Here is a 26879-nt window from a genome sequence, read left to right as displayed (position 1 = left end):
GCGGCCATGGCCATGGGCGACCTGCGCGGCAAGGTGGCGGTGATCACCGGCGCCGGGTCGGGCTTCGGCCGCGAGTTCGCGCGGGTGGCGGCCGGGGCCGGCATGGCGGTGGTGCTGGTGGACGTGCAGGCCGACGCGCTCGCCGAGACCGCGGCCGCGCTCGAGGCCGGGGGCACCACGGTGATGCAGCGACGCCTGGACGTCGCCGATGGCCACGCCCTGCAGACCCTGGCGCACGACGCCTGGGCGCGCTTCGGCGCGGTCCACCTGCTGTTCAACAATGCCGGGGTCGGCACCACCGGGATGGTCTGGGAAGCCAGCGTCCAGGACTGGGAGTGGGTGCTCGGCGTGAACCTGTGGGGCACGATCCACGGCGTGCGCGCCTTCGTCCCGCGCATGCTGGAGGCGGCGGCGGGCGATCCCGGCTACCGCGGCCACGTGGTCAACACCGCCTCGGTCGCGGGGCTGGTGGATCCGCCGTTGACCGGGCCGTACAACGTCGCCAAGCACGCCGTGGTGTCGCTGTCGGAAACGTTGTACCAGGACCTGTCCCTGGTCGGCGACCGCGTGGGTTGCTCGGTGCTGTGCCCGTCGTGGGTCGGCACCGGGATCGCCAGGGCCGACCGCAACCGCGATCCGCGTGCCGTGCGCACCCGCACCCGCGCCGCCGCCGTGGGCCAGGCGCTGGTGGACAAGGCGGTGTCCTCGGCCAGGACCACCGCCGCGGACGTCGCACGGCTGACCTTCGAGGCCATCGCCGAGCGCCGCTTCTGGATCCTGCCGCACCCGCAGGCGCTCGACGCCGTGCGCGCGCGCCACGAGGCCCTGCTCGCGCACGCGCCGCCGCCCGATCCCTATGCCGCGCTGCCGCAGCTGCGGCGCCAGATCCTCGACGCGCTGCACGCGCCCTGAGCCACCGGAGCCTCCATGGACCTGAACTTCAGTCCCGAAGAACTCGCATTCCGCGACGAGGTGCGCGCCTTCGTCGCCGCCCACCTCCCCGACGACATCCAGGGCCGCGTGCGCCGCGGCGACGAGAGCCAGGTCGCCGACGACATCCGCCGCTGGCAGAAGATCCTGCACGCGCACGGCTGGGGCGCGGTGATGTGGCCGCGCGAGTTCGGCGGCACCGGCTGGGACAAGACCCGCCAGTTCCTGTTCGAGATCGAATGCGCCGCGGCCGACGCGCCGATCCAGCTGCCGTTCGGCCTGAAGATGGTGGCGCCGGTGATCATGCGCTACGGCACGCCGGAGCAGCAGCAGCGCTTCCTGCCGCGCATCCTCGACGGCAGCCACTGGTGGTGCCAGGGCTACTCGGAGCCGGGCAGCGGCTCGGACCTGGCCTCGCTCAAGACCCGCGCCGAGCGCGACGGCGACCACTACGTGGTCAACGGGCAGAAGGCCTGGAACACGCTCGGCCAGCACGCCGACTGGATCTTCTGCCTGGTGCGCACCGACCCGGACGCCAAGCCGCAGCGCGGCATCAGCTTCCTGCTGATCGACATGCGCACGCCCGGCATCCGCCTGCAGCCCACGCGCCTGCTCGACGGCACGTACGAGGTCAACGAGGTGTTCTTCGACAACGTGCGCGTGCCGGTCGGGAACCTGGTGGGCGAGGAGAACGCGGGCTGGACCTGCGCCAAGTTCCTGCTCGGCCACGAGCGCACCAACATCGCCGGCATCGGCGCCAGCCGGCGCGAGCTGGCGCGGCTGCGGCGCATGGCCGCCGAAGCCGTGCGCGACGGCCGGCCGCTGGCCGAGGACCCCGTGTTCGCCGCGCGCATCGCCCAGGTGGCGCTGGAGCTGCGCGCGCTGGAGGTGACCAACCTGCGCGTGATCTTCGCCGAGGCGCGCCAGCAGGCGCCGGGGCCGGAAGCCTCGATGCTCAAGATCCGCGGCACCGAGATCCTGCAGCGCATCACCGAACTGCAGGTCGAGGCGCTGGGCGCGCGCGCGCTGGAATACGAGGGCGACGGCGAGGACGTGCCGCGCGCCGTCGGCCAGTACATGAACCTGCGCAAGCTGAGCATCTACGGCGGATCCAACGAGATCCAGCGCAACATCATCGCGCAGATGGTCCTGCAACTCTGAGGCAACGACACGATGGATTTCTCCTTCACCGAAGAACAGCAGATGCTGCAGGACTCGATCCGGCGCTATCTCGCGTCCGACTACCCACTCGAGCACCGCGCGAAGACCATCGCCGGCGAGGAAGGCTGGTCGGCCGACACCTGGCGCGCGCTGGCCGACCTGGGGCTGCTCGCGCTCGACATCGACGAGGCCGATGGAGGCATCGGCGCCGGACCGGTCGGCACGATGCTGGTCTCGCAGGCGACGGGCGCCGGCCTGCTGCTGGAACCCTTCCATTCCAGCGCGGTGCTGGCCACGCGCGTGATCTCGCTGCTGGCGCAGGGCGAGCGGCGGGCGACGCTGCTCGAGGCGCTGGCGTCGGGCGAGGCGGTCGCGGTGCTGGCCCACGACGAGGACGGCGGCTGGTTCGAGCCGCGCGCCACCACTGCCGAGGCCGATGGCGACGGCTGGCGCCTGCGTGGACGCAAGGCCCGCGTGTACCACGCGCCAATGGCGCGCTGGTTGCTGGTGAGCGCGTGGACGCAGGACGGATCCGGCGTGTTCCTGGTCGAGCGCGAGGCCGCGGGCGTGCAGCTGCGGCCGCTGCGCACGGTCGACGGCCAGCGCGCCGCCGATATCGAGTTCGACCTGCGCCTCCCGGCGGACGCACGGCTGGGCGGCGAGGCGTCCGCGGCGCTCGACGAGGCGCTCGACCTGGGACTCGCGGCGCTGTGCGCCGATGCGCTGGGCGTGCTCGACCGCGCCCTGGCCACGACCGTGCAGTACGCCCGCGACCGGGTCCAGTTCGGCACGCCGATCGGGCGCTTCCAGGCGCTGCAGCACCGCATGGCCGACATGTACATGCAGGTCGAACAGGCGCGTTCGATGACCTACCTGGCCACGTCCGCCTGCGAGGGCGGCGATCCGGCCGCGCGCCGGGAGGCGGTCTCGGGCGCCAAGGTCGTGGTCGGCCAGGCGGCGCGCCGGGTCGGCCAGGAGGCGGTCCAGCTGCACGGCGGCATGGGCATGACCGACGAGCTCGACGTCAGCCACTGCTTCCGGCGGCTGCTGGCGTTCGAGCTGCGCATGGGCACGACCGACGAGCACCTGCACGCGCTGCAGGCGCTCGCGCGGGTCGAGGCGGCGTAGGCGGGACACCGGCGGCCCGGCGTCGCGCGCATGCGGCGGCGGACGGGCGGCCAGCGAAAGGGAGGGGAGTATGCAGGGGACGCGGGAGGAAGGAGCGACACGCAGGACAGGTGCACATTCGAGGCTTCCGGGCCGTCGCAGGGGGCGACGGCCGACGAGGGCCCAACGCAGGATTACGGGAGGGTAGACCCATGAACGGCAACACGATCCATCGCAACTTGCTCGCCGCCTCGGTGGCGCTCGCGCTGTGCGGTTTCGCCACGACCGCGCTCGCGGACGACGCCCTGCAGGAGGACGGCGGCCAGGCCCCGCCACCCGCATCCGGCGAGCGGGCGGCCACGCTCGACACCCTGATCGTCACCGCGCAGAAGCGCGAGGAGGCGCTGCAGGATGTGCCGATCACCCTGAGCGTGCTGTCCGAGCAGCTGCTGCAGGACGCGGGCGCGCGCGACATCAAGGAACTCCAGCACCTGGTCTCGGGAATGAGCGTCACCAGCACCGCGTCGGAAAGCCAGACCACGGTGCGGCTGCGCGGCATCGGCACGGTCGGCGACAACCCGGGCCTGGAATCGTCGGTGGGCGTGGTGATCGACGGCGTCTACCGGCCGCGCAACGGCGTCGGCTTCGGCGACCTCGGCCCGGTCGAGCGGGTGGAAGTACTCAAGGGGCCGCAAGGCACGGTGTTCGGCAAGAACACCTCGGCCGGGCTGGTCAACGTGGTCACCCGGGCGCCGTCCTACAACCAGAGCGTCGAAGCCGAGGTCACCGCCGGCAACTACGGCCTGTTCGGCGTCGCGGCCAGCTACAACGACGCGCTCAGCGACACCGCCGCCTTCAGCCTTTACGGCGTCAAGCGCTGGCGCGACGGCTTCCTCGACGTCGAGACCGGCGCCGGGCCGCGCACCAGCCGCGAGGACAACAACCTCGACTTCCACGGCCTGCGCGGCCAGCTGCTGCTCGAGCCGACCGACGGCCTGCGCATCCGCATGATCGCCGACTACGCCAGCCGCAGCGAGGAATGCTGCGCCTCGGTGACCACGACGCGCGGACCGACCGCGGACATCGTCGACGCGCTGGCCGGGGGCGAGGGCGTCATCCCGGTTCCGGATCCCTCGCGGCGCCTGGCCTACAGCAACGACATCACCCGCCAGTCGGTGGAGGACAAGGGCTGGTCGGTACAGGTCGACTGGGACACGCCGTGGCTGGGCGAGGCCACCCTGACCTCGATCACCGCGATGCGCGACTGGATCAACCTCAACTCCGGCGACCTCGACTTCACCACGGCGCCGATCTGGGTCCGCCACTACGGCGCCGGCGAGAACGACGTCGGCTTCGAGACCTTCAGCCAGGAGCTGCGCCTGACCGGCTCGACCGACAAGGTGGACTGGATGGTGGGCGCCTTCTACGCGGACGAGGACCTGGTGCGCAACGACAGCATCACCATGGGCAGCGCCTACGAGCCCTACCTGTCGATCGCGCTGCTGAGCAACATCGCCGCGGCGTTCCCGCCGGGGCTGGTGGATACCAGCAACCCGTTCCTGTTCCTGTCCCAGGCGGCCGGGCGGCCCTACGGCACCACCTTCGTCGGCGGCGGCAGCCACGACCATTTCGAGCAGAACGCGCGCAGCATGGCGCTGTTCACCAACAACGTCTGGCACGCCACCGACGCGCTCGACGTCACCATCGGCGCGCGCTACACCGACGAGCGCAAGCAGCTGCGTTCGCAGCTGAGCAACCCCAACGGCGGCATCGGCTGCGCCAACGGCCTGCTCAACCCGGCCCAGGTCGGGGCGGCGCTGGCCGGCCGCGGCGTGCCGGGGCCCTACATCGCCGACCTGGTGCCGACGGTGATCGGCTACATGTGCCTGCCGTGGAGCAACGTGATGCACCACGGCCGCGACACCTGGCAGGAGCGCGACGAGAAGGAATGGTCCGGGTCGCTGCGGGTGTCCTACCGCTGGAGCGAGGCGCTGATGACCTACGTGTCGGCGGCGCGCGGCTACAAGGCCGGCGGCTTCAACCTCGACCGCGTGCAGTCGTCCAACGGCCTGTCGTCGGGTGGTGCGGGTATCACCCCGGTCGACGACACCTCGTTCCCCGGCGAGTTCGTCGACAGCTACGAGCTGGGCCTGAAGTCGACCCTGGCCGGCGGCAACCTCCTGCTCAACGCCTCGCTGTTCCAGCAGACCTTCACCGACTTCCAGCTCAACAGCTTCCTCGGCACCAGCTACGTGGTGCGCTCGATCCCGGAGCTCAAGAGCCGCGGCCTGGACCTCGACCTGATGTGGCAGACGCCGGTCGACGGCCTGTCGGTGCAGGGCGGCGCGACCTGGCTCGACGCGCAGTTCGGCGACGACCTGCTGCCCGACGCCGACCTGGTGCTGCTGCCCGGCGCCACCCCGGGCTTCATGCCGCGCTGGCAGGCCAACGCGTCGCTGACCTACGAGTGGGACTTCGCCGACCGCATGCTGGCGCGCGTGTACCTCGGCGCGCGCTATACCGGCGAGCACAACACCGGCTCCGACCTCGACCCGCAGAAGCTGCAGGACGCCTACACCGTGGTCGACGCGCGGGTGGTGCTCGGATCGCGCGACCGGCGCTGGGCGGTGGAGCTGTGGGGCCGCAACCTCACCGACGAAACCTACAGCCAGGTGGGCTTCGACGCGCCGATCCAGACCGGTTCCTGGAACGCGTTCCTCGGCGCGCCGCGGACCTACGGCGTGACCCTGCGCCTCATGTACTGAGCCCGGGTCCGGGTGGGTGCGTCGCGCCAGGGGTGTCGCGCGCGCCCACCCGGCGCCCGTTACCGATGCGGTGGCGCCGGGCCGCGGCGCCGCCTCTGCCGCGCGTGGCGTCCGGCCGGAGGACGGCCGCTCAGGCGCCGGCCGCGGCCGCGCGCAGTTCCCGCGCGCGTTCCGGCCCCAGGTACGCCGCGATGGCGCGGCGCATCAGGTACAGCAGCGGGATCAGCGCGATCGCGGCCAGCATCTTCCAGGCGTAGTTGACGCTGCTCACCGCCAGGAACAGCGAGGTCGGCCACTGCTGCGGACCGAGTACGAACGCGATCCAGATCACCACGAAGCTGTCCACCAGCTGCGAGACCGCGGTCGAGCCGGTGGCGCGCAGCCAGACCATGCGTTCGCCGGTGGCGCGCCGGATGCGGTGGAACACGGAGACGTCGATCAGCTGGCCGACCAGGAACGCGACCACCGAGCCGGCGATCGTCCACAGCCCCTGGCCGAACACCGCGGCGAACGCGGCCTGGTAATCGGGCACGCCCTGCGGCCGGGCGGCCTCCACCCACCACCCGGCCGGCGCCAGGGCGATCGCGATGAAGGCGAACACGAATCCGTACACGATCAGCGCCACCGCGATCCAGGAGATCATGGTCACGCCGCGGCGGCCGAAGTACTCGTTGATCACGTCGGTGAACACGAACACCACCGGCCACAGCAGGGTGCCCGCGGTAAAGCTCAGCGAGCCGGCCTGGCCGAACAGGTTCCATTCCAGCGGGGCGATGCCGAGGGTGTCCTCGAGCGCGAAGATCTTGACCCCGATGAATTCCGCCAGCACCGCGTTGACACAGAAGAACGCCGCCAGCGCGATGAACAGGCGGGTGGCGCGGTCGTCGAGCGGGCGGGGCGTGTTCATCCGTTGCGCGGTTCCCCCTGCGGCGGCGGGGCGAAGGGAATGGAGTCGGGCGCCACCGCGCCGCCGCTGATGATGAAGCTCATCGCCTGGTCGACGGTCCAGTCGGTGGGCGTGATCTTCTCGACCGGCACGATCTCCAGGTAGCCCGAGGTGGGGTTGGGCGTGGTCGGGACGTACACCGCGGCCAGTTCCCGCCCCGTCCCGTGCTCGCGGATCACGCGCGTGACGAAGCCCACCGACTTCATCTGGTCGTGGGGGAAGTCGATCAGGACCACGCGCTGGGTGCCGTCGGGCTTGGTCTGCAGGATGTCGAGCAGCTTGCGCGCGCTCGAATAGATGATGTTGGCCAGCGGGATGCGCTCGACCAACGCCTCGATCCAGCGCAGCAGGCGCTGGCCGACCACGCGCCGGGCCAGCCAGCCCACCGCCAGGATCAGCACCAGGGTGGCGGCCATGCCGATGGTGGCCTGCACCGAGCCGGCGTTGATCCAGCCCAGCGTATCGGGTGCCCGCGCGGCGATGCGCTGCGACACCGGGCCGACCCACGACCGGCTGATGTCCGAGAGCAGGACGAAGACGAACTTGACCACCACCCAGGTCAGCCAGATCGGCAGCAGGGTCAGCAGTCCGGACAGGAACAGGCGTTGCAGGCGCAGCGCCAGGGTCGGGGCGGGGGACATGCGGGGGATCTTACCGGGCCGGCGGCGCTACAACTCGCGCACCAGGCGGAACGCCACGTCGTCGTAGCCGCGCCCGGCCTCGAGCAGCCGCGCGCTGTCCTCGCTGCGCCAGCTGGCGCCGGTGGCCCGGCGCTGGTCGCAGTCGGCGCCGCAGTCTGCGCGCCACTCCGAGAGCGGCCGGCCCGGCGCGGCCGGGAGGCGGGCCGCCTCGGCCACGGTCGGCAGGCGGTAGCGGCGGCCGTCGCGCCGGCCCAGCCACTGGGCGTAGGCCTCCGCGTCGGCCACCGAGACGCATACCACCGGATCGCCCGGGCCCTGCTCGAAGCCCGGGCGCATCCAGTCGCGCGGCGCCACCATGCGCAGCAGCGAGGCGCGTTCGCGGCAACGGGTGGCGGTGCGGCCGGTGGCATTGGCGAACCGTTCGTATTCGGCGCGCGAGACCGGGCGCAGGAAGGCGGCCAGCGGCCGCGCCGTGCCTTCCAGGACCTGCATGCCCTCGAGGTCGCCCGGGTCGCGTCCCTGCAGGTCCGGGATCCGGCCGGCCTGCGCCTGCAGCGTCCGGACCGTTGCCTCGGGCAGGCGTGCGGCGCGTGCCTGCTCGACCACGGCCAGGGCGGTGGCGCGATCGACGCGCGCCGCCGCCGCCGCGATCCGCTGCTCCATCGCCGCGCCGACGCGGCGACGCCAGGCCGCGTGCGCGGCGTCCCCGGCCACGCCGGCGTCGACGATGCGGCCCGCGGCCCGCAGCAGCGCGCCGGGGTCGCGGTCGCCGGCGATCGCCTGCGCGGTCGCATCGCCCAGCGCCTGCAGCACGTCGGCGCCGGTGGCGGCGAGCTGCGGATGGGTCGGGTCGGCCTGGATCGCCTGCAGCACGCTGTGGCTGGCGTTCTCGCCCGGGGGCAGCACCAGGCGCCCGTCGCCCAGCTGCGCGCGCGCCTGCTCCAGCCAGCGGTCGGCGGCCGACAGCGGTGCGGCCGCGTGCATCGACGGTGCCTCGAGGGCCTCCAGCGCCGCCGGCGGCAGCGACGCACCGGCCGGCGCGGGAGCGTCGGCGGTCGCGGCGGCGGGGGCATCGGGCGACCGGCTCCATTGCAGGCCCAGGCCGAGGGCGGCTGCGGCGACCAGCCCCAGCGCGACCCAGGCCGTGGCCGGTGCCCGGCGCAGGCCGGCGGCGACCCCGGCCAACCACTGCCGCGGATCGACGCGGCGCGGCCCTCCGAGCGGGATGCGCTCGAGTGCCTCGAGCATCTGCGCGGCGTCGGCGAAGCGCTTGCGTGGCGATTTCGCGAGCGCGCGGTCGAAGAACCGCTGCCAGTGGCGCAGCGCCGGCGGCAGCCGCGGCACCGGGCTCTGCGCATGCAGGATCGCCATCGACAGCGCGTCATCGGCGCGGTAGGGCAGTCCGCCGACCAGCATTTCCCAGGCCAGCACGCCGACGCTGTAGAGGTCGGCGCGAGGGTCGACCTGCTCGCCGCGCGCCTGCTCCGGCGCCATGTATGCGGTGCTGCCCACCGCCAGCCCGGTCATCGTGACACGGGTGCCGTGGCCGCGGCGCAGGGCGATGCCGAAGTCGGCCAGCAGCGGCCGGTCGGCTTCGTCGAACAGCACGTTCTCGGCCTTGACGTCGCGGTGGACCACGCCGCGGGCGTGGGCGTAGGCCAGCGCCGACAGCAGCGCGCGCAGGACCTCGCGCACGCGCCCGGGGTCGTCGCTGAGGTCGCGCTGGCCGACGTGGCCGCGCGGCAGCCAGGGCATCGAGTACCAGGGCAGGCCGTCGGCGGTGCGTCCCACTTCGTGGATGCCGACGATATGCGGGTGCTCGAGCCGGGCGATGGTGCGGGCCTCGTTCTCGAACCGGCGCCGGCCGACCTCGTCGGCGAGCGCCTCGGGCCGCATCACCTTGATCGCCACCTCGCGACCGAGCGAGAGCTGGAGGCCGAGGTAGATGGTCGACATGCCGCCTTCGCCGACGACGCGCAGCACGCGGTGTCCCGGCACTTCGGGCAGCGGTCCTGGCGCGGGCTGGTTCGGCCGTGCGGTCATCGATTCCCCCTGTCGAGCAGGAGCATACACAGCGGCGACCGCCCCGGGTGAAGTGGCGCGTGCGTCGCCGCTCAGGGGCGCTTGCGGCGCACGTACAGCTGCTTGCGCACGCGCGCGACCACGTCGCCGTGCGCGTCGCGCACGTCGACCTCGAACCAGTGCAGGTACTTGTCGCCGCCGGCGGTCGCGGCCCGCATCCGTTCCAGCACGGCGTCGTCGAGGTGGAACTCCGCCGCCACCACCCCGCGACCGGGCTTGAGGAATTCGATCTGCGCGGCGCGATCCCAGACGATGTACCCGCGCCCGAGCGACTGCAGGGCCAGCAGCATGTGGAACGGATCGGTCATGGCGAACAGGCTGCCGCCGAAATGGGTGCCGACGTAGTTACGGTTCCAGGGCCGCATGCGCAGCTCCACGCGCGCGCTGCGCCAGTCCGGCGCCAGCCGGGTGACGTGGATGCCGGCCGCCAGGAACGGCGGCCACAGGTTGAGCAGGTGGCGGAACAGCCAGGGGTAACGCGTCATGCGCGGGGGCGATGCGGGGCGGGGGCACCCCAGCTTACCATACGCACTGGTATGGCGCCCGGCGCGGCCCGGGCGCAGGCCTGCGGCCAGCGCGCTCAGACCAGCAGCAGCGAGGCCATGCGCCGCCGGAAGCGGCCGACCAGGGCGGCGTCCTCCACCACCTGGAAGGCGTCGATCAGGGCCTTGCGCGGCAGGCCGTCGTCGAAGTGGCGGTCGCGCTGCAGCATCTCGATGAACTGCTCCAGGCCGGCTTCGGCGTCGCCCGCCACGATCCGGTGCACGCCCAGCAGGTGGCGCGCGCGCAGGTCGTCGGGATCGGCCGCCACCGCCGCCTCCAGTTCGGCCGCCGGCGGCGCGTCGGCGAGCAGGGCGGCGAAGCCCAGCCGTGCGCGCGCCTTCACTGCGCGATCGTCGGTGGCGAGGTTGGCGGGCAGGGCGTCGAGCAGGCGCTCGGCCTCCTGCGCCGCGCCGGTCTGGAGCAGGGCCAGGGCCAGGTCGAGCTTGAGCTCGTCCTTGTCCGGCTCGGCCTCGACCGCGGCGCGCAGGCGCACGACCTCGGCCGCCGGATCGGCCGGCGCCGATTCAACCGCCGCGTCCGCCTCCGCCGCCTGCGCCGGCTCGATGCCGTGGTGGCGCAGGAACTCGCGCAGCTGGCCTTCCGGGAGCGCGCCCTGGAAGCCGTCCACCAGCTGCCCGCCCTTGACCAGGAACACGGTCGGGATCGAGCGGATCTGGAACGCGGCCGCGATCTGCGGTTCCTTCTCGGTGTCTACCTTGGCCAGCAGGAAGGCGCCGCCGTACTCGGCCGCCAGCTTTTCCAGGACCGGCCCCAGGGTCCGGCAGGGCCCGCACCACTCCGCCCAGAAATCCACCAGCACCGGCACCTCGAGCGACTTCTGCAGGACCTCGGCCTCGAAGGTGGCGGTCGTGGCGTCGAAGACGTGCGCGGCGGGCTCGGCGGGCATGGGCGGCTCCGGAAAGGGGGAAGGGCAGGATGGCGGCGCGGGCCCGGGATTCCAAGCCGTGGCCGGAGGCGTTGACACGGTCCGGCGCCGATGTAACGTGCAGGTTACATGAAGTCCTCCGGAACAGGCACTGCGCGCGCGCCGGCCACGCCGCGCCCCACTCCGATCGGCAACCGGCTGCGCCGGTTGCGTTCCGAGCATGGCGCGATGACCCAGCAGGCGCTGGCGGAGGCCTGCGGGGTGGCGCGGCAGACGATCATCGCGCTTGAGGCCGGGCGCTATGCGCCCTCGCTCGAACTTGCGTTCCGGATCGCCCGCGCCTTCGGCGTGGGGGTGGAGGACGTGTTCCGGTGGCAGGGAAAGTGAGCCGGCCCGATCGCGCGCTGGCCGCGACCGCGGCGGCCCTTGCCGCGTGCACCGCCATCGTCGCCGGGGCGTTGCTCGAGGGCTATTCGCACCTGTGGCATCCGCTGGCGCTGCCGGGTGCGATCGGCGTGCCGCGCGCCGGCGGCTACAACCTGCTGCTGTTCGGCTTGCCGGGGCTGCTGCTGGCGGTGCTGGCCTGGCGGCTGCGCGCGCGCCTGCCCGGGACCGGCCTGGCGCCGCGGCTGGGCGCCGCGATGCTGCTGTGTTCGGCCCTGGCCTGGGCCGCGCAGGGAGCGCTGCCGCTCGACCCGGCGGACCTGGACGCGGCCGCGAGCCGCCTGCATGCCTCGGCGTGGATGCTGTGGTGGATCAGCTTCGTCGCCGGCGCCACGCTGGTGGCCGGCGGCGTGCGCGCGCTGCGCGCGGCGACGGTGGCGGCGTGGCTGCTGGTCCCGGGGCTGGCGGTCCTGGCGCCGGAGCTGCTCGGCGCCGGCGCCAGCCAGCGGCTGGCCTTCGCCGCCTGGTTCGGCTGGATGTGGCGGGCCGCCGGACCGCTGCATCCCTGAACCCGCGCGCCGCGCTATCCGTGGCGCAGTTTCAGCACCAGGATCACCGCCGCGAGCACGAACGTCACCGCGTTGGCCAGGATCATCGGCCAGGAGCCGAGCACGATCCCGTAGCAGAACCAGCACACGATGCCGACGATGAACACCACGTACATTCCGAGCGAGATGCCGCTGGTGTCGCGGCTGCGGATCGTCTTCACCGCCTGCGGGACGAAGGCCAGCGTGGTGAGCACGGCCGCCAGGTAGCCCAGCCACTCCAGGTTCATCGCTGCTCCCGCGCGGCCCCGGGCCTCATGGCTGCGCGTACACGCGCCCGTCCTTCATCACGAAGTCCACGCCGAGCACTGCGTTGATGTCGGCCACCGGGTCGCCGGGCAGGGCGATGATGTCGGCGCGCTTGCCGGCCTCGAGCACGCCCTGGTCGTCGACGCCGAGCACGGTGGCGGCGTGGATCGTCGCCGCCTGCAGCGCATAGGCCGCCGGGATCCCGGCCTCGACCATGTAGATGAATTCGCGCGCGTTGTCGCCGTGCGGGCCGACGCCCTGGTCGGTGCCGAAGGCGATCTTCACGCCCGCCTCCCAGGCGCGGCCGGCGGTCTGCTGGATGCGCGCGCCGATGGCGGCCGCCTTGGGCCGCACGATCTCGGGGAAGTAGCCCGGTTCCTTCGCCTTGTCGGCGACGAAGCGCCCGGCGTAGATGGTCGGCACGTACCAGGTGCCGTGTCGCTTCATCAGCCGCATCACCTCGTCGCTCATGTGGGTGCCGTGCTCGATGCTGGTGACGCCGGCCACCACCGCGCGCTTCATGCCTTCCTCGCCATGGGCGTGGGCGGCGACGGTGTAGCCGTAGTCCTTCGCGGTCTCGACCACCGCGCGGATCTCGTCGAGGGTGAACTGCGGCGCGTCGCCGGACCTGGCGTAGCTGAGCACGCCGCCGGTGGCGGTGATCTTGATGACGTCGCTGCCGTCCTTGTAGCGCTGGCGCACGGCCTGGCGCGCGTCGTCGACCGAATTGATCACCCCTTCGGTCGGCCCCGGCGGGCCGACCAGGTGCGAGAGCATCGAGTTCCAGCCGTTGGTGGGATCGGCGTGGCCGCCGGTGGTGGCGATCGACTTGCCGGCGGCGAAGATCCGCGGCCCCTCCACCAGGCCCTGGTTGATCGCGTCGCGCAGATGCGGCGCCACCTCGCCGCCGAGGTCGCGCACGCTGGTGAACCCGGCGCGCAGGGTCTTGCCGGCGTAGCCGACCGCGCGCAGGGCGTAGTCGACCGGATCGAGCCGGAACCCTTCGGAATAGCTCTGCGGGCCCGACTGGCTGCCCAGGTGCACGTGCAGGTCGGTCCAGCCGGGCAGGCAGCTGCGGCCGGACAGGTCGATGGCCCGGCCGCCGTCCGCGGGCGCGATCCGGCCCGGCTGCACCGTGCGGATGCGGCCGTCCTCGACGGTGATCGTGTGCGCGCCGAGCATCCGGCCCGCGCGGGCGTCGAACAGGCGCTCGCAGTGCAGGGTGACGGGTTCGGCGGCGAGGGCGGGCGCGGTGCAGGCAAGCAGGGCGAGGCAGAGCAGGCGGCGCATGGGCGACATCGGGCGGTGACGGAGGTGGCCGATTGAACCATACCGCCCGGCCGCGCGGTCCCGGCCACCGGTCCCGCGGGCCGGCGGCCGGGCGCCGCCCATGACGGGATGCGCCCCGCTGCGGTAGGCTTGCCGGTCCCCTCGTCGCTGTGCCGAAGCCGTGTCCCAGGATCTTTCCAGTCCCGATCCCACCGCCTACCAGCCCGCCCGCGTCGAGGCCGCGGCGCGCCGGTTCTGGGACGCCACCCGCGCCTACGAGGTGGTCGAGCGGCCGGACCGGCCCAAGTTCTTCTGCCTGTCGATGCTGCCGTACCCGTCGGGCGCGCTGCACATGGGCCACGTGCGCAACTACACCATCGGCGACGTGATCAGCCGGTACAAGCGCATGACCGGCCACAACGTGCTGCAGCCGATGGGCTGGGACGCGTTCGGCCTGCCGGCCGAGAACGCCGCGATCAGGAACGGCACCGCGCCGGCGAAGTGGACCTACGCCAACATCGAGCACATGCGCGACCAGCTCAAGTCGCTGGGCTACGCGATCGACTGGTCGCGCGAGTTTGCCACCTGCTCGCCCGACTACTACGTGCACGAGCAGCGCATGTTCGTGCGCCTGATGAAGAAGGGCCTGGCCTACCGCAAGAACTCGGTGGTGAACTGGGATCCGGTCGACCAGACCGTGCTGGCCAACGAACAGGTGATCGAGGGCCGCGGCTGGCGCTCGGGCGCGCTGGTGGAGAAGCGCGAGATCCCGCAGTGGTTCCTGCGGATCACCGATTACGCCCAGGAACTGCTCGACGGCCTGGACACGCTCGATGGCTGGCCGGAGTCGGTCAAGACGATGCAGCGCAACTGGATCGGCCGCAGCGAGGGCCTGGAGATCCAGTTCCGCGTGGACGGCGAGGACGAGCCGCTCACCGTCTACACCACGCGCCCGGACACGCTCATGGGCGTGACCTTCATCTCGATCGCCGGCGAGCACCCGCTGGCGCTCAAGGCGGCGAAGCACAACCCCGAGCTGGCCGCGTTCCTCGACGAGCTCAAGCGCGGTGGCGTGTCCGAGGCCGACCTGGAGGCGCAGGACAAGCGCGGCATGGCCACCGGGCAGTGGGCCATCCACCCGATCACCGGCGAGGACGTGCCGATCTACGTCGCCAACTTCGTGCTGATGGGCTACGGCACCGGCGCGGTCATGGCGGTGCCGGCGCACGACCAGCGCGACTGGGAGTTCGCCAAGGCCTACGGCCTGCCGGTGCGCCCGGTGGTGGTGCCGGCGGCGGTGCGCGACGCGCTGGCCGAGATCGCCTCGCACGTGGCCGACGTCGACGACCCGATGTCCGTGGCGCTGGGCGGGCACGGCCCGATCGACGTGGTCGAGATCGACGCCGCGGTCGCCGTGGTGCGCGAGTACCTCGACGGCATCGAACAGCGCGAGGCCTTCACCGAACGCGGCTTCCTGATCAATTCGGGCGAGTACAACGGCATGGACTTCGATGCCGTGTTCAACGCCCTGGCCGAGCGCTTCGAGGCCGCGGGCAGCGGCCGGCGCAAGGTCAACTTCCGCCTGCGCGACTGGGGCGTGAGCCGCCAGCGCTACTGGGGCTGCCCGATCCCGGTGATCTACTGCCCCGACTGCGGCGCGGTGCCGGTGCCCGAGGACCAGCTGCCGGTGGTGCTGCCCGAGGACGTCGCCGACGCCTTCGCCAACCCGGGCGTCGTGCACTCGCCGATCAAGAGCGATCCGCAGTGGCGCAAGACCACCTGCCCCGAGTGCGGCAAGCCGGCCGAGCGCGAGACCGACACCTTCGACACCTTCATGGAGTCGAGCTGGTACTACGCGCGCTACACCTCGCCGGGCGCGGCCGACATGGTCGACGAGCGGGCCAGGTACTGGACCCCGGTGGACCAGTACATCGGCGGCATCGAGCACGCGATCCTGCACCTGCTGTACTTCCGCTTCTACCACAAGCTGCTGCGCGACCAGGGCCTGGTCGACAGCGACGAGCCGGCCACCAACCTGCTCACCCAGGGCATGGTGATCGCCGAGACCTACTACCGCGAGCACCCCAACGGCGCGCGCGAGTGGTTCAACCCGGCCGACGTGGAGGTCGAACGCGACGAGAAGGGGCGCGTGGTCGGGGCCACGCTCAAGGCCGACGGCCACCCGGTGATGGTCGGCGGCGTCGAGAAGATGTCGAAGTCGAAGAACAACGGCGTCGACCCGCAGGCGATGATCGACCGCTACGGCGCCGACACCGTGCGCCTGTTCTCGATGTTCGCCTCGCCGCCGGAGCTGTCGCTGGAGTGGAACGAGGCCGGCGTCGAGGGCATGGCCCGGTTCCTGCGCCGGCTGTGGGCGCAGGTGCATCGCCACGCGCAGGGCGGACCGGCCGGACGGTTCGACCCGGCATCCGCGACGCCGGCGCAGAAGGCGTTGCGCCGCCAGCTGCACGAGACGATCCAGAAGGTCGGTGACGACTACGGCCGCCGCCACGCCTTCAACACCGCGATCGCGGCGGTGATGGAGCTGCTCAACGCGGTGGCCAGGTTCGACGACGCTTCGGACAACGGCCATGCGCTGCGCCAGGAAGCGCTGGAGTCGATGGTGCTCCTGCTCAACCCGATCACACCGCACGCCTGCCACGCCCTGTGGCAGGTGCTGGGCCATCCGGAAACCCTGCTCGAGGACGTGCCGTTCCCGCAGCCCGACCCGGCCGCGCTGCAGCGCGAGGCGGTGACGCTGGCGGTGCAGGTCAACGGCAAGCTGCGCGGCACCATCGAGGTGGCGGTGGACGCGACCCGGGAGGCGATCGAGGCCCAGGCCCTGGCCGAGCCGAACGTGCAGGCCTTCCTCAAGGGCCTGTCGGTGCGCAAGGTGATCGTGGTGCCGGGCAAGATCGTCAATGTCGTCGCCGGCTGAACGCGGCGCCCCGGCGCGCTTGCCGGGGCCGGCGGCCTCCTCCAGACTTCGGTCATGATCCGTGCCCTGACCGTGGTCCTGCTTGCCCTGGTGCTGTCCGCCTGCGGATTCCGCCTGCGCGAGGCGCTGGTGCTGCCCGAAGGGGTCAGCGCGATCCGGGTCACCTCGCGCGACGACTACAGCCCGCTGGCGCAGTCGCTGGAACGCTCGCTCGAGCGTGCCGGGGCCCGGCTGGTGGATGCCCGCTCCAGCGAGCGGGTCGCGACGCTGGCGCTGCGCTCCGAGCGCTGGGATTCGACCCCGCTGAGCCTGGACCAGTTCGGGCGCGCCCAGGAATACACGCTGCGCTATGCGGTGGTGTTCGCGCTGGTCGATGCCGACGGCAACGAGATCGTGCCGCAGCAGGCGGTGGAAATGTCGCGCGACTACATCCGGGTCCCGACCGACGCTACCGGCTCGGACAGCGAGAGCGAGCTGCTCGGGCGCGAGATGCAGCGCGAGATGTCCGCGGCGATCCTGCGCCGGATCGACGCGGCCACCCGCGAGTCGCGCAGCGCCCGGTGAGCGTGGCCTGCGGATGGAACTGAAGCCCGACCGGCTCGCCGCCCAGCTCGCCGCCGAGCCGCTGCGCCCGGTCTACCTGGTGGCCGGACCCGAGCCGCTGCTGGTGCTCGAGGCCGCCGACGCGATCCGCGCCCACGCCCGCGCCAACGGCTATGGCGAGCGCGAGGTGTTCGACGCCGACGGGCGGGATTTCGCCTGGAGTTCGCTGGAACAGAGCTTCCGCGCCCCAAGCCTGTTCAGCGCCCGGCGGCTGCTGGAACTGCGGCTGCCCGGCGGCCGGCCCGGCAAGGAGGGCGCCGAGGTGCTCTCGGGCTACTGCGCGCAGCCGCCCGAGGACGTGGTGCTCCTGGTCACCGCCGGCGACTGGAGCCAGAAGCACGCAGGAAAATGGAGCGAGGCGATCGCCCGCGCCGGCCACTTCGTGCATGCGCCGCTGGTGCGCCCGCACGAGCTCGAGCGCTGGCTCGAATCGCGCCTGCGCCAGCGCGGCGTGCGCGCCGACCACGGCGCCGTGCAGCGCCTGGCCGAGCGGGTCCAGGGCAACCTGCTGGCGGCCGCGCAGGAAGTGGACAAGCTGGCCCTGCTGGCGGACGGCGCGCCGCTGGACGCGGCGCGCATGGAGTCGCTGGTGGCCGACGCGGCGCGGTTCGACGTGTTCCGTCTGGTCGACGCCGCGCTGAACGGGAACGCCGCCCAGGCCACGCGCATGCTCGCCGGCCTGCGCGCGGAGGGCGAGGCGGTGCCGGCGCTGATGGGCATGGTGGTGATGGAGCTCAACCGGGTCGCGGCGCTGGCCCGGGTGCAGGCGCGCGGCGGCAACCTCGCCGCCGAGTTCAGGGCGCAGCGGGTGTGGGACTCCAAGCAGGCCGTGTACCGGCGTGCGCTCGGCCGGCACCCGGCCCCGCGCTGGGAACGCTTCGTGGCCATGGCCGGCGGCGTGGACCGCATCGCCAAGGGCCGGGTTCGCCTGGGCGAGGAGCCGGGCGATGCCTGGCTCGCGCTGGAGCGGCTGCTGGTCGCGGTCGCCGAGCCCAAAGCGGCCGCGCTGCTGTCCTGACGGCCGCCGGCGATGGGTTCCCACGGCAGCGGACAGGCAGCGACGGCGCAGGCGGGCGCCGGCCCCGTGCACGTCGTGTACGGCGGCACCTTCGACCCGGTCCACCTCGGCCACCTGGCGATCGCCCGTGCCGCGCGCGACGCGCTCCGCGCCACGGTGCACCTGACGCCGGCGGCCGATCCGCCGCACCGCGCGCCGCCCGGCGCCGACGCGGCGCACCGGGCGCGCATGGTCGCGCTGGCGATCGCCGGCGAGCCCGGCCTGGCGCTGGACGCGCGCGAACTGCGCCGGGAGGGCCCCAGCTACACCGTCGACACCTTGCGCGAGCTGCGCCGCGAGGGGGGCGCGCAGGCGCCGATCGCGCTGCTGCTCGGCGCCGACAGCCTGCTCGGACTGCCCGACTGGCACGCCTGGCGCGAACTGCCGGGCCTCGCCCACCTGGTCGTCGCCGAGCGCGAGGGCAGCGATCTCGACGCCCGCCTGCCGCCGCCGCTGGCCGACTGCCTCGAGGGCCGGTGGACCCGCGACCCGGCCGACCTGGCCGGAACCCCGGCCGGCCGCGTGCTGCGCCTGCACCAGCCCCTGCATCCGGGTTCGGCCACCCAAGTGCGCCGGGCCCTCGCCTCGGGCGGCGACTGGCGCGCATGGCTTCCGGCCGCCGTGGCCGAGCACATCCGCCGCCACGGCCTGTACGGCGTGACGGTCCCGTGACCGGGTGCCCGTTATAATCCCCGCCAGTTCCCCGAGCCGCCGCCTTGACCAGTTCCTCCGCGCACGTCATCAAGACCCGTCTTCCGAATCCGCCGCCGGCCGCCGACGTGCTGCTGAAGGCGGTCCACGCCGCGGTGGACGAGCTCAAGGCCAAGGACGTCACCCAGATCGACGTGCGCGGCCGGACCAGCGTCTGCGACTACATGGTGATCGCGTCCGGCACCTCGACCCGGCACGTGAAGTCGATCGCCGAAGAGGTCGTCCGCCATGCCAAGCGGCTCGACTGCCAGCCGCTCGGGATCGAGGGCGAGCGCGAAGCCGAGTGGGTGCTGGTCGACCTCGGCGACGTGGTCGTGCACGTCATGCTGCCGCGGGTGCGCGAGTTCTACGCGCTCGAGCGGCTGTGGACTGTCGGCGACGAGCCGCCCGCGGCGCCGGGCGACGCCGACGGGGCCTGAAGCGCGTGGTGGCCGTCGCGCGTCGCGCCGACGACCGCGCACGCTGCGCGCCCGCCGCGCCCCGGGTCGCCGACCTTTCCCGATGAAGGCCAGGCTCGTCGCCGTGGGCGAGCGCCCGCCGGCCTGGGTGTCCGATGGCTTCGCCGAATACCGCAAGCGGCTTTCGCACTGGCTGCCGCTGGAACTGGTCGAGATCGAACCCGGCCCGCGCGGCAAGGGTCGCGATCCGGCGCGCGCCGTGCAGGAAGAGGGCGCGCGCGTGCTGGCGGCGCTGCCGCGCGGCACGCACGTGGTCGCGCTCGACGTGCAAGGACGGATGCATTCGTCGGAGGGCCTGGCCCGGCGCCTGGAGCACTGGCGCGGGCAGGGCCGCGACCTGGCCTTCCTCGTCGGCGGCCCGGAGGGCCACGCGCAGGAGGTGCTGGCGCGGGCGGACGAGCGCTGGTCGCTCGGACCGCTGACCCTGCCGCACATGCTGGTGCGGCTGGTGCTGGCCGAGCAGCTCTACCGCGCCGCGGCCATGCTCGCCAACCATCCCTACCACCGCGCCTGAGACGCGGTCCCGCGCCGGGGCCCGGCTCAGCGGTCCCCGTCGTTGGTCCCGTCCTGCTCCGGTTCCCGGTCGAGGCCGCCGGCGTCCGGGTTGGGCTGCTTCTTCGCGCCCGGTTCGCGGGCCTCGCTGCCGTCGCGCGGCAGCTTTTCGCGGTAGCCGGAGCGGTCGTCGGGCTTGCGCGGATCCTTGGGCATGTCAGTTCCCCAGTTCGAACACGACGTCCAGGCTCGCCGAGAGCGTGGTTTCGCCTGGCGCGACCGGCGCCGACTCCATCCGCGCGTCCATGGCCATCGCCTTCATCATCGGCACCGGCGGCTGCAAGCCGCCGCCCTCGCTGATGCTCACGATGCGGCGCACCCGCATGCCGAGCGACTTCGCGTACATTTCCGCCCGCGCCCGCGCCAGCTCCAGCGCGTCCCGTCGGGCCTCGTCGTAGACCGCCTCGGGCCGGTCGATCTCGAAGCTGGGGCCGTTGACCTGGTTGGCGCCGCTGGCCACCAGCGCGTCGAGCACCTCGCCCAGGCGGGCGATGTCGCGCACCTTGATCGAGACGGTGTTGCTGGCCTGGTAGCCGGTGATCGTGGGCGGCTGGTTGTCGCCGTAGCGGTACTGCGGGTGGACGCTGATGCCGCTGGTCTGGATGTCGCGCTCGGCGATGCCGGCGGCGCGGATCGCGGCCACGACCTTGGCCATCTGCGCCGAGTTCGCCTTCAGCGCGGCATTGGCGTCGGCGGCCTGGGTGACCACGCCGGTCGAGAGGCTGGCCACGTCGGGCACGCGGCTGGCCTCGGCGCGGGCCGACACCGACAGCAGGGTGCCGTCGGCGGGGACGGCCGGCGGGTCGCCGGTCCGGGCATGGGCACTGGTCATCGCGAGGGATCCTGCGGCCAGGCTGGCCGCGAGCAGGAGGCGGGTGGCGGCAATGCGCAACATGGTGGTCTCCGGGGAGTGCTGGGGGAAGGGTCGTCAGGTTCCGGTGAACGGCCCGTGAGCCTGAACGGGGTTGGCCGGCCCGCGCCGGCTGGGGGGCGGGCACCCGCGGGTATCCTTGTGGAATGCTGCACCTGGCCTCCAAATCGCCGCGCCGCCGCGCGCTGCTCGCGCGCCTGGGCGTCGCCTTCGGCACGATCGACGTGGACATCCGCGAAGCGCGCGCGCCCGGCGAGCCGGCCGAGGACTACGTGCGCCGGATGGCGCGCGAGAAGGCCGGGGCCGGGCTGCTGGCCGTGGCCGGCGTGCCCGGCGCCCTGGTCCTGGGCGCGGATACCGAGGTGGTGCTGGACGACGAGGTGTTCGGCAAGCCTGCCGACGCGGCCGACGCCGCCGGCATGCTGCGGCGCCTGTCCGGCCGCACCCACGAGGTGCTCACGGCGGTCAGCCTGGTTTCGGCCGGCCGCGAGGCGCAGCGGCTGTCGCGCTCGCGGGTCACCTTCGCGGCGCTCGACGACGGCCAGGTCGCCGCCTACGTGGCCGGCGGCGAGCCCATGGGCCGCGCCGGCGGCTACGCCATCCAGGGCGGCGCCGAGCGCTTCGTCACCCGCCTGGACGGCAGCTTCTCCGGGGTGATGGGCCTGCCGCTGCACGACACCATGCTGCTGCTGCACGAGTTCGGGCTGCGGACGGGCTTCCGGCCCGGGGGGACGGACTGATGTCCGAGGAGATCCTGGTCAACGTCACCCCGCGCGAGACCCGCGTGGCGGTCGTCGAGAACGGCATGCTGCAGGAGCTGCACATCGAGCGCGGCTGGCGCCGCGGCGTGGTGGGCAACATCTACAAGGGCCGGGTGCAGCGGGTGATGCCCGGGATGCAGGCGGCGTTCGTCGACATCGGCCTGGAGCGCACCGCGTTCCTGCACGCCAACGACGTGGTCCGGCCGAGCCAGCCCGAGGTCGAGGACGAAGCCCTGCCGCCGGTGCCGGTGCCGGTGCGCCCGGTGACCGAGCTGCTGCGCGACGGCCAGGAAGTGATCGTACAGGTGGTCAAGGACCCGATCGGCAGCAAGGGCGCGCGCCTGACCACCCAGCTGAGCATTCCCTCGCGCTACCTGGTGCTGCTGCCGCAGTCGCGGGTGGTCGGCGTGTCGGCGCGGATCGAGGACGAGACCGAGCGCGCGCGCCTGAAGTCGCTGGTGGCCGAGCTCGCGCCGCCCGACGCCGGGCTGGGCTACATCGTGCGCACCAACGCCGAGGGGCAGCCCCCCGAGGCTCTGGCCGAGGACCTGGCCTACCTCTCGCGGGTCTGGAACATCGTCGACAAGCGCTCGCGCGAGGCGCCGGTGCAGACCTGCATCTACGAGGACCTGAGCCTGCCGCTGCGCGCGGTGCGCGACCTGATCCGCAAGGACGTGGAGAAGGTGAAGGTCGATTCGCGCGAGACCTACGAGCGGCTGCAGGCCTTCGTGGCGAAGTACATGCCGGTGCTGGCCGAGCGGATCGAGCTCTACACCGGCAACCGGCCGATCTTCGACCTGTACGGGGTCGAGGATGAGATCCAGCGCGCCCTCGACAAGGAGGTGCCGCTCAAGTCTGGCGGCTACCTGGTGATCGACCAGACCGAGGCGATGACCACGGTCGACGTGAACACCGGTTCGTTCCTGGGCCAGCGCAACCTCGAGGAGACGGTGTACCGCACCAACCTGGAGGCCGCGCAGGCGGTGGCGCGGCAGCTGCGGCTGCGCAACCTGGGCGGGATCATCATCATCGACTTCATCGACATGGTCGACGAGGAGCACCGCCGCCAGGTGCTGCGCACGCTGGAGAAGTCGCTGGCCAAGGACCACGCCAAGACCACGGTCTACGACTTCTCGCCGCTGGGCCTGGTGGAGATGACCCGCAAGCGCACGGTCGAGAGCCTGCAGCGCCAGCTCAGCGAGACCTGCGAGGCCTGCGGCGGCCGCGGCATGGTGCGCACGCCCGAGACCGTGACCTACGAGATCTTCCGCGAGATCGTGCGCGCGGTGCGCCAGTTCGACGCCGAACGGCTGCTGGTGATCGCCTCGCCCAAGGTGGTGGCGCGCATCACCGAGGAGGAATCGACCGCGGTGGCCGAGCTCGAGGAGTTCCTCGGCAAGTCGATCCGCTTCCAGGCCGACGAGCAGTACCTGCAGGAACAGTACGATGTCGTCCTGCTCTGACGCCCTGCGCGGGGCGCGGCCGGCGTGACCACGCCGCTGCGCCGCCGCCTGCGGCTCGCGCGCCGCGGCGCGTGGTACGCCGCTGCCCTGCTGCTGGTGCTCACGGCCCTGGTGGTGGGCGCGGTCAGCCGCCTGCTGCCGCTGGCCGAGCGCCATCCCGACCGGGTGGCGGCCTGGCTGGGCGAACGCGCCGGGCGCCCGGTGGCCTTCGACCGGTTGGAGACCGAGTGGACCCGGCGCGGCCCGCTGCTGCGGGTCGACGGGCTGCGCATCGGCGAAGGAGCCGGCGCGGTGCGGATCGGCGAGGCGGAGATCCTGGTCGCGCAGTACGCGGGACTGCTGCCCGGACGTTCGTTCACCGAGCTGCGCCTGCGCGGACTGCAGCTGGAACTGCAGCGTGCCGAGGACGGCCGCTGGCAGGTGCGCGGGCTGCCCGGCCAGGAGCAGGGCGGCGGCGACCCGTTCGACGTGCTCGAGCCGCTGGGCGAACTGCAGGTGATCGGCGGCCGGCTGGCGATCGACGCGCCGTCGCTCGGGCTCCAGGCCACCCTGGCGAGGATCGACCTGCGCCTGCAGGTGGATGCCGGCCGCGTGCGCGCGGCGGCGCGCGCATGGATCCGCGAGGAGGCGGCGCCGCTGCAGCTGGCGCTGGACCTGGACCGGGGCAGCGGCGGCGGGCGCGCGCACGCGGCGATCGTCGATGCCGATCTCGCCGCCTGGACGCCGCTGCTGCGGCATTCGGGGGCGCAGGTGGAGGCCGGGCGTGGCCGTGCCCAGCTGTGGCTGCAGCTGCAGCAGCGACGGGTCAGCCAGCTCAGTGTGGACGCGGCGCTGGCCGACGTGGTCCTGGGCGGAACCCCGGTCGAACCCGGCCTGGACCCGCCGCGGCTGCGCATGGACGCACTGGAGACGCGCGCGCGCTGGCAGGCGGACGAGGCGGGCTGGCGCCTGGACGCGCCGCGCCTGCGCCTGTCGCGCGATGGCGGCGGCCAGGTGCTGGACGGGCTGGTGATCGCCGGCGGCTCGCGCCTGGCCCTGCGCGCGGGGCGCATCGACGCCGGCCCGCTGCTGGCCTTTGCCGCCCTGGGCGACCGCCTGCCGCCGCGCCTGCGCGCCTGGCTGCTGGCCGCGGCGCCGGACGTCCAGATCCACGAGCTGGTGATCGCGCGCGATGCCGGCGGGCGCGTGCGCGCCCACGCACGGCTGCAGGCGCTGGCTTTCGCCAGCGTCGGCGACACCCCCGGGCTGGCCGGGCTGGCCGGCACCCTGGACGGCGATGCCGCCGGCTTCCGCTTCCAGGTGGATCCGGAGTCGCAGGTCCGCTTCGACTGGCCGCCGGGCTTCGGCGCGCCGCACCTGGTTGCCCTGCGCGGCGACGTCGTGGGCTGGCGCGAGGGCGCGGGGATGCGCGTGGGCACGCCCTGGCTGCGGGTGGAGGGCGAGGGCTATGCCGCCGACGTGCGCGGCGGGATCTGGTTCCAGAACGACGGGTCGCGTCCGCTGCTGTCGCTGGCCGCCACCATCGACGAGGCGCGGGTGCCGGTGGCCAAGCGCTTCTGGGTGCGGCACCGGATGCCGGCCGCGGCGCAGCGCTGGCTCGACGAGGCCCTGGTGGACGGGCGCGTGCTCGACGGGCGCGCGCTGGTCGCGGGCGACCTGGACCACTGGCCGTTCAGCGCCCTCGACGACGGCCACCGCGCCGGGGTGTTCCATGCCCAGGCCCGCCTGGAAGGCGCGGTGGTGAAGTTCCAGCCGGACTGGCCGGCGGTGGAGGCGCTCGAGGCTGATGTCGCCTTCGTGAACGACGGCTTCCGCGTGCACGGCCACGGGCGCCTGGGCGGGGTCGAGGTGCGGGACCTGGAGGCGCGCCTGGCGCACTACTCGCGCGCGGCGCTGGAGGTGCGGGCGCGCACCCGCGGCGACGCCGGCCCGCTGCTCGAGCTGCTGCGCGCCAGCCCGCTGCGCGAGGGCGTGGAGGACACGTTCGACAACGTGTCCGCGAGCGGGCCGGTTGCGGCCACGTTCGCGATGTCGCTGCCGCTGGGCGCGGGCGGGCGTCCGGCGATCGGGGGCGAGGTCGACCTGGCCGGGGTCGCGCTGGCCGATGCGCGATGGAAGCTCGGCTTCGAACAGGTCCGCGGCAAGGCGCGGTACGACCAGCACGGATTCGACGGCAACGGCCTGAGCGCGGTGCGCGCCGGCCGCCCGGGCACGCTGTCGCTGCGCGCCGGTCGCGGCCATGTGCGCGATCCGGGGTCGGCGTTCGAGGCCGACATGGACGCCATGCTGGGGGCGGCCGAACTGCTGCAGCACGCGCCGCAGCTGGACTGGCTCGCGCCGCGCATCCGCGGACGCTCGCGCTGGCAGGTGGCACTGGCGATCCCGCGCGCGCAGCGCGGCGCGGCGACCGGCGCGCGCCTGCAACTGCGCTCGCGCCTGGAAGGCACCGGGCTGGACCTGCCGGAGCCGCTGTCCAAGCCGGCGGCCGCCGCGCTGCCGACCACCATCACCACCTCGCTGCCGCTGGGCGAGGGCGAGATCGCGGTCGAACTGGGCGGACGCCTGGGCCTGCGCGCGCGCAGCGCCGGCAGCCGGACCGGGGTGCGCGTGGCCCTCGGCACCGGCCGCGTCGAGCAGCCGGCGCCGGCCACCGGGCTGGTGGTCAGCGGCCATGCCCAGGTGCTTGACGCGCTCGGCTGGGCCATGCTCGCCGGCGGGACCGGCGGCGGCGAGCGCGGCCTGGCGCTGCGCGGGGTGGACGTGACGGCCTCGAGGCTGCAGCTGCTGGGCGCGGGCTTCGACGACGTGCGGCTGCGTGCCAGCGACACCGGGGCCGCCACCGAGGTGGGGTTCGAGGGCCAGGCATTGTCGGGCACCCTGCGGATCCCGCGCGGGCGCGACGACGCCGTGCGCGGCGAGTTCGCGCGCCTGTACTGGCCGTTGCCGCCGCCCGGGCCGCGGGCCGCGGCGCCGGCGGCCGACGATCGCGACGCGCTGGATCCCGCGCGGGTGCCGCCGCTGTCGCTGGACGTGGACGAGTTCCGGTTCGGGACACTGTCGCTGGGCCGGGTCGAACTGCGCACGCGCCGCACCGACCGGGGCATGCAGATCGAGCGCCTGCAGGCGCGTTCGCAGCGGCAGTCGATCGACATCAGCGGCAGCTGGACCGGCCGCGGCGCCGCGGGCGCCACCCACCTGCGGGCCGCGGCCGACAGCCGCAACTTCGGCGAACTGATGCAGGGCCTGGGCTTCGGCAAGAGCATCGACGGCGGCGTCGGCCGGCTCGAGTTCGACGCGCGCTGGCCGCGCAGCCCGGGCGACTTCTCGCTGGCCGCGCTGCAGGGCGAGCTGTCGCTGGCGATCGAGCACGGACGCCTGGTCGAGGTCGAGCCGGGGGCGGGCCGGGTCCTGGGCCTGCTCAGCATCGCCCAACTGCCGCGGCGGCTGATGCTCGATTTCCGCGACTTCTTCTCCAGGGGCTTCGCGTTCAACCGGCTCGGTGGCCGGGTGCGCATCGCCGACGGCCTGGCCCGCAGCGACGACATGGCGATCGAGGGTCCGGCGGCCGACATCCACATGCGCGGGCGCAGCGACCTGCGCGCGCAGACCCACGACCAGACCATCGAAGTGCTGCCGCGCACCGGCAACCTGCTGCCGGCGGTGGGCGCGATCGCCGGGGGGCCGATGGGTGCGGCGGTGGGCGCGGTGGCCAACGCGGTGCTGCGCAAGCCGCTGGGCGGCGTGGGCGCGCGGACCTACCGGGTCACCGGGCCGTGGAAGGAGCCGCGGGTGGAGGTGGTCGAACATCCCGACGGCCCGCAGGCCGCCGTGAAGCGGGATCGGCCGGTATCCAGCGAGCACTGAACGCCCCGGGCCGGGCCCCGGGCTTGCGCTCCG

General features: G+C 73.4%; 24 protein-coding genes. 15 read left to right on the top strand and 9 right to left on the bottom strand.

All coding sequences use genetic code 11. The features are described from left to right. The first annotated feature begins 6 nt into the window (after window positions 1-6). The 4 genes from FQY79_RS03355 (at window position 7) to FQY79_RS03340 (ending at window position 5963) form a co-directional block, all read left to right on the top strand. Entirely contained in the window at window positions 7-912 is a 906-nt protein-coding gene (locus FQY79_RS03355; RefSeq protein ID WP_222434234.1) for an SDR family NAD(P)-dependent oxidoreductase, read from the top strand. Window positions 913-927: 15 nt separating this feature from the next. Beyond that, the gene (locus FQY79_RS03350; RefSeq protein ID WP_146310717.1) at window positions 928-2091 is read left to right on the top strand and encodes an acyl-CoA dehydrogenase family protein; all 1164 of its coding nucleotides are present in this window, start codon (window positions 928-930) and stop codon (window positions 2089-2091) included. Window positions 2092-2103: 12 nt separating this feature from the next. After that, a complete protein-coding gene (locus tag FQY79_RS03345; RefSeq protein ID WP_146310715.1) occupies window positions 2104-3219 on the top strand; it encodes an acyl-CoA dehydrogenase family protein in 1116 nt (371 codons plus the stop codon). Window positions 3220-3410: 191 nt separating this feature from the next. Continuing rightward, the gene (locus FQY79_RS03340) at window positions 3411-5963 is read left to right on the top strand and encodes a TonB-dependent receptor (protein ID WP_146310713.1); all 2553 of its coding nucleotides are present in this window, start codon (window positions 3411-3413) and stop codon (window positions 5961-5963) included. Window positions 5964-6093: 130 nt separating this feature from the next. Here the strand turns inward: FQY79_RS03340 and FQY79_RS03335 are convergent, their stop codons facing one another. The 5 genes from FQY79_RS03335 to trxA all read right to left on the bottom strand — a co-directional run bounded on the left by FQY79_RS03335 (window position 6094) and on the right by trxA (window position 11082). Beyond that, window positions 6094-6870 (bottom strand): queuosine precursor transporter, encoded by a 777-nt coding sequence (locus tag FQY79_RS03335; protein ID WP_146310711.1) that lies wholly within the window; start codon window positions 6868-6870, stop codon window positions 6094-6096. Further along, window positions 6867-7550, bottom strand: a complete 684-nt coding sequence (locus FQY79_RS03330; protein ID WP_146310709.1) for a DUF502 domain-containing protein — start codon at window positions 7548-7550, stop codon at window positions 6867-6869. The genes FQY79_RS03335 and FQY79_RS03330 overlap by 4 nt, the downstream gene beginning before the upstream one ends. Before the next feature lie 27 nt (window positions 7551-7577). Further along, window positions 7578-9593, bottom strand: a complete 2016-nt coding sequence (locus tag FQY79_RS03325; RefSeq protein WP_146310707.1) for a bifunctional serine/threonine-protein kinase/formylglycine-generating enzyme family protein — start codon at window positions 9591-9593, stop codon at window positions 7578-7580. 71 nt (window positions 9594-9664) lie between these two features. Then, window positions 9665-10117, bottom strand: a complete 453-nt coding sequence (locus tag FQY79_RS03320) for a DUF4442 domain-containing protein (RefSeq protein ID WP_146310705.1) — start codon at window positions 10115-10117, stop codon at window positions 9665-9667. A 95-nt stretch (window positions 10118-10212) separates the two neighbouring features. Then, window positions 10213-11082, bottom strand: coding sequence for a thioredoxin (gene trxA, locus FQY79_RS03315; protein ID WP_146310703.1), 870 nt, complete (start codon window positions 11080-11082; stop codon window positions 10213-10215). Window positions 11083-11190: 108 nt separating this feature from the next. Between trxA and FQY79_RS03310 the strand changes: the two genes are divergently transcribed. Together FQY79_RS03310 and FQY79_RS03305 are read left to right on the top strand one after the other, a co-directional pair. Continuing rightward, a complete protein-coding gene (locus FQY79_RS03310) occupies window positions 11191-11448 on the top strand; it encodes a helix-turn-helix transcriptional regulator (RefSeq protein ID WP_146310701.1) in 258 nt (85 codons plus the stop codon). Continuing rightward, on the top strand, window positions 11445-12014 hold the full coding sequence (locus FQY79_RS03305) for a DUF998 domain-containing protein (protein WP_246122976.1): 570 nt from the start codon (window positions 11445-11447) through the stop codon (window positions 12012-12014). The genes FQY79_RS03310 and FQY79_RS03305 overlap by 4 nt, the downstream gene beginning before the upstream one ends. 14 nt (window positions 12015-12028) lie before the next feature. Here FQY79_RS03305 and FQY79_RS03300 read toward each other — a convergent pair whose 3' ends face one another. Continuing rightward, window positions 12029-12280 (bottom strand): SemiSWEET transporter, encoded by a 252-nt coding sequence (locus tag FQY79_RS03300; RefSeq protein ID WP_146310699.1) that lies wholly within the window; start codon window positions 12278-12280, stop codon window positions 12029-12031. A gap of 25 nt (window positions 12281-12305) precedes the next feature. Continuing rightward, complete coding sequence (locus tag FQY79_RS03295) at window positions 12306-13589, bottom strand: metal-dependent hydrolase family protein (protein WP_146310697.1); 1284 nt, start codon at window positions 13587-13589, stop codon at window positions 12306-12308. Window positions 13590-13749: 160 nt separating this feature from the next. On the opposite strand from FQY79_RS03295, the gene leuS reads away from it, so the two are divergent. The 6 genes from leuS (at window position 13750) to rlmH (ending at window position 19849) form a co-directional block, all read left to right on the top strand. Next, window positions 13750-16506: a leucine--tRNA ligase gene (gene leuS / locus FQY79_RS03290; RefSeq protein ID WP_146310695.1), complete on the top strand. Its 2757-nt coding sequence runs from the start codon at window positions 13750-13752 to the stop codon at window positions 16504-16506. 54 nt (window positions 16507-16560) lie between these two features. Continuing rightward, window positions 16561-17070, top strand: a complete 510-nt coding sequence (locus tag FQY79_RS03285) for an LPS-assembly lipoprotein LptE (protein WP_146310693.1) — start codon at window positions 16561-16563, stop codon at window positions 17068-17070. Window positions 17071-17083: 13 nt separating this feature from the next. Further along, on the top strand, window positions 17084-18127 hold the full coding sequence (gene holA / locus FQY79_RS03280; RefSeq protein ID WP_146310691.1) for a DNA polymerase III subunit delta: 1044 nt from the start codon (window positions 17084-17086) through the stop codon (window positions 18125-18127). A gap of 12 nt (window positions 18128-18139) precedes the next feature. After that, on the top strand, window positions 18140-18838 hold the full coding sequence (nadD, locus tag FQY79_RS03275) for a nicotinate-nucleotide adenylyltransferase (protein ID WP_146310689.1): 699 nt from the start codon (window positions 18140-18142) through the stop codon (window positions 18836-18838). A gap of 44 nt (window positions 18839-18882) precedes the next feature. Continuing rightward, on the top strand, window positions 18883-19296 hold the full coding sequence (rsfS, locus tag FQY79_RS03270) for a ribosome silencing factor (protein WP_146310687.1): 414 nt from the start codon (window positions 18883-18885) through the stop codon (window positions 19294-19296). An 82-nt stretch (window positions 19297-19378) separates the two neighbouring features. Continuing rightward, window positions 19379-19849 (top strand): 23S rRNA (pseudouridine(1915)-N(3))-methyltransferase RlmH, encoded by a 471-nt coding sequence (gene rlmH / locus FQY79_RS03265; protein WP_146310685.1) that lies wholly within the window; start codon window positions 19379-19381, stop codon window positions 19847-19849. Between the two features lie 26 nt (window positions 19850-19875). Here rlmH and FQY79_RS15315 read toward each other — a convergent pair whose 3' ends face one another. Continuing rightward, window positions 19876-20043, bottom strand: coding sequence for a hypothetical protein (locus tag FQY79_RS15315; protein ID WP_186759721.1), 168 nt, complete (start codon window positions 20041-20043; stop codon window positions 19876-19878). Between the two features lies 1 nt (window position 20044). After that, complete coding sequence (locus tag FQY79_RS03260; RefSeq protein ID WP_425463175.1) at window positions 20045-20779, bottom strand: SIMPL domain-containing protein; 735 nt, start codon at window positions 20777-20779, stop codon at window positions 20045-20047. Window positions 20780-20904: 125 nt separating this feature from the next. Here FQY79_RS03260 and FQY79_RS03255 point away from each other — a divergent pair, with 125 nt between their 5' ends. The 3 genes from FQY79_RS03255 to FQY79_RS03245 are packed head-to-tail and all read left to right on the top strand — an operon-like array spanning window position 20905 to window position 26846. Then, on the top strand, window positions 20905-21498 hold the full coding sequence (locus tag FQY79_RS03255; protein WP_146310681.1) for a Maf family protein: 594 nt from the start codon (window positions 20905-20907) through the stop codon (window positions 21496-21498). Further along, on the top strand, window positions 21498-22982 hold the full coding sequence (gene rng, locus FQY79_RS03250; protein ID WP_146310679.1) for a ribonuclease G: 1485 nt from the start codon (window positions 21498-21500) through the stop codon (window positions 22980-22982). The genes FQY79_RS03255 and rng overlap by 1 nt, the downstream gene beginning before the upstream one ends. Before the next feature lie 24 nt (window positions 22983-23006). Further along, the gene (locus tag FQY79_RS03245) at window positions 23007-26846 is read left to right on the top strand and encodes a YhdP family protein (protein ID WP_146310677.1); all 3840 of its coding nucleotides are present in this window, start codon (window positions 23007-23009) and stop codon (window positions 26844-26846) included. Window positions 26847-26879 lie beyond the last annotated feature (33 nt).

Source organism: Luteimonas wenzhouensis (assembly GCF_007859305.1).
Taxonomy (GTDB): Bacteria; Pseudomonadota; Gammaproteobacteria; order Xanthomonadales; family Xanthomonadaceae; genus Luteimonas; species Luteimonas wenzhouensis.
Note: the sequence above shows the minus strand (reverse complement) of the source record. Positions and strands in the feature narration are given on the sequence as shown.

Excerpts from the sequence above, each read along its gene's own strand:
- FQY79_RS03355 (WP_222434234.1), top strand. The coding sequence starts at position 7 with ATGGCCATGGGCGACCTGCGCGGCAAGGTGGCGGTGATCACCGGCGCC.
- FQY79_RS03350 (WP_146310717.1), top strand. The coding sequence starts at position 928 with ATGGACCTGAACTTCAGTCCCGAAGAACTCGCATTCCGCGACGAGGTG.
- FQY79_RS03345 (WP_146310715.1), top strand. The coding sequence starts at position 2,104 with ATGGATTTCTCCTTCACCGAAGAACAGCAGATGCTGCAGGACTCGATC.
- FQY79_RS03340 (WP_146310713.1), top strand. The coding sequence starts at position 3,411 with ATGAACGGCAACACGATCCATCGCAACTTGCTCGCCGCCTCGGTGGCG.
- FQY79_RS03335 (WP_146310711.1), bottom strand. The coding sequence starts at position 6,870 with ATGAACACGCCCCGCCCGCTCGACGACCGCGCCACCCGCCTGTTCATC.
- FQY79_RS03330 (WP_146310709.1), bottom strand. The coding sequence starts at position 7,550 with ATGTCCCCCGCCCCGACCCTGGCGCTGCGCCTGCAACGCCTGTTCCTG.
- FQY79_RS03325 (WP_146310707.1), bottom strand. The coding sequence starts at position 9,593 with ATGACCGCACGGCCGAACCAGCCCGCGCCAGGACCGCTGCCCGAAGTG.
- FQY79_RS03320 (WP_146310705.1), bottom strand. The coding sequence starts at position 10,117 with ATGACGCGTTACCCCTGGCTGTTCCGCCACCTGCTCAACCTGTGGCCG.
- trxA (WP_146310703.1), bottom strand. The coding sequence starts at position 11,082 with ATGCCCGCCGAGCCCGCCGCGCACGTCTTCGACGCCACGACCGCCACC.
- FQY79_RS03310 (WP_146310701.1), top strand. The coding sequence starts at position 11,191 with ATGAAGTCCTCCGGAACAGGCACTGCGCGCGCGCCGGCCACGCCGCGC.
- FQY79_RS03300 (WP_146310699.1), bottom strand. The coding sequence starts at position 12,280 with ATGAACCTGGAGTGGCTGGGCTACCTGGCGGCCGTGCTCACCACGCTG.
- FQY79_RS03295 (WP_146310697.1), bottom strand. The coding sequence starts at position 13,589 with ATGCGCCGCCTGCTCTGCCTCGCCCTGCTTGCCTGCACCGCGCCCGCC.
- FQY79_RS03285 (WP_146310693.1), top strand. The coding sequence starts at position 16,561 with ATGATCCGTGCCCTGACCGTGGTCCTGCTTGCCCTGGTGCTGTCCGCC.
- holA (WP_146310691.1), top strand. The coding sequence starts at position 17,084 with ATGGAACTGAAGCCCGACCGGCTCGCCGCCCAGCTCGCCGCCGAGCCG.
- nadD (WP_146310689.1), top strand. The coding sequence starts at position 18,140 with ATGGGTTCCCACGGCAGCGGACAGGCAGCGACGGCGCAGGCGGGCGCC.
- rlmH (WP_146310685.1), top strand. The coding sequence starts at position 19,379 with ATGAAGGCCAGGCTCGTCGCCGTGGGCGAGCGCCCGCCGGCCTGGGTG.
- FQY79_RS15315 (WP_186759721.1), bottom strand. The coding sequence starts at position 20,043 with ATGCCCAAGGATCCGCGCAAGCCCGACGACCGCTCCGGCTACCGCGAA.
- FQY79_RS03255 (WP_146310681.1), top strand. The coding sequence starts at position 20,905 with ATGCTGCACCTGGCCTCCAAATCGCCGCGCCGCCGCGCGCTGCTCGCG.
- rng (WP_146310679.1), top strand. The coding sequence starts at position 21,498 with ATGTCCGAGGAGATCCTGGTCAACGTCACCCCGCGCGAGACCCGCGTG.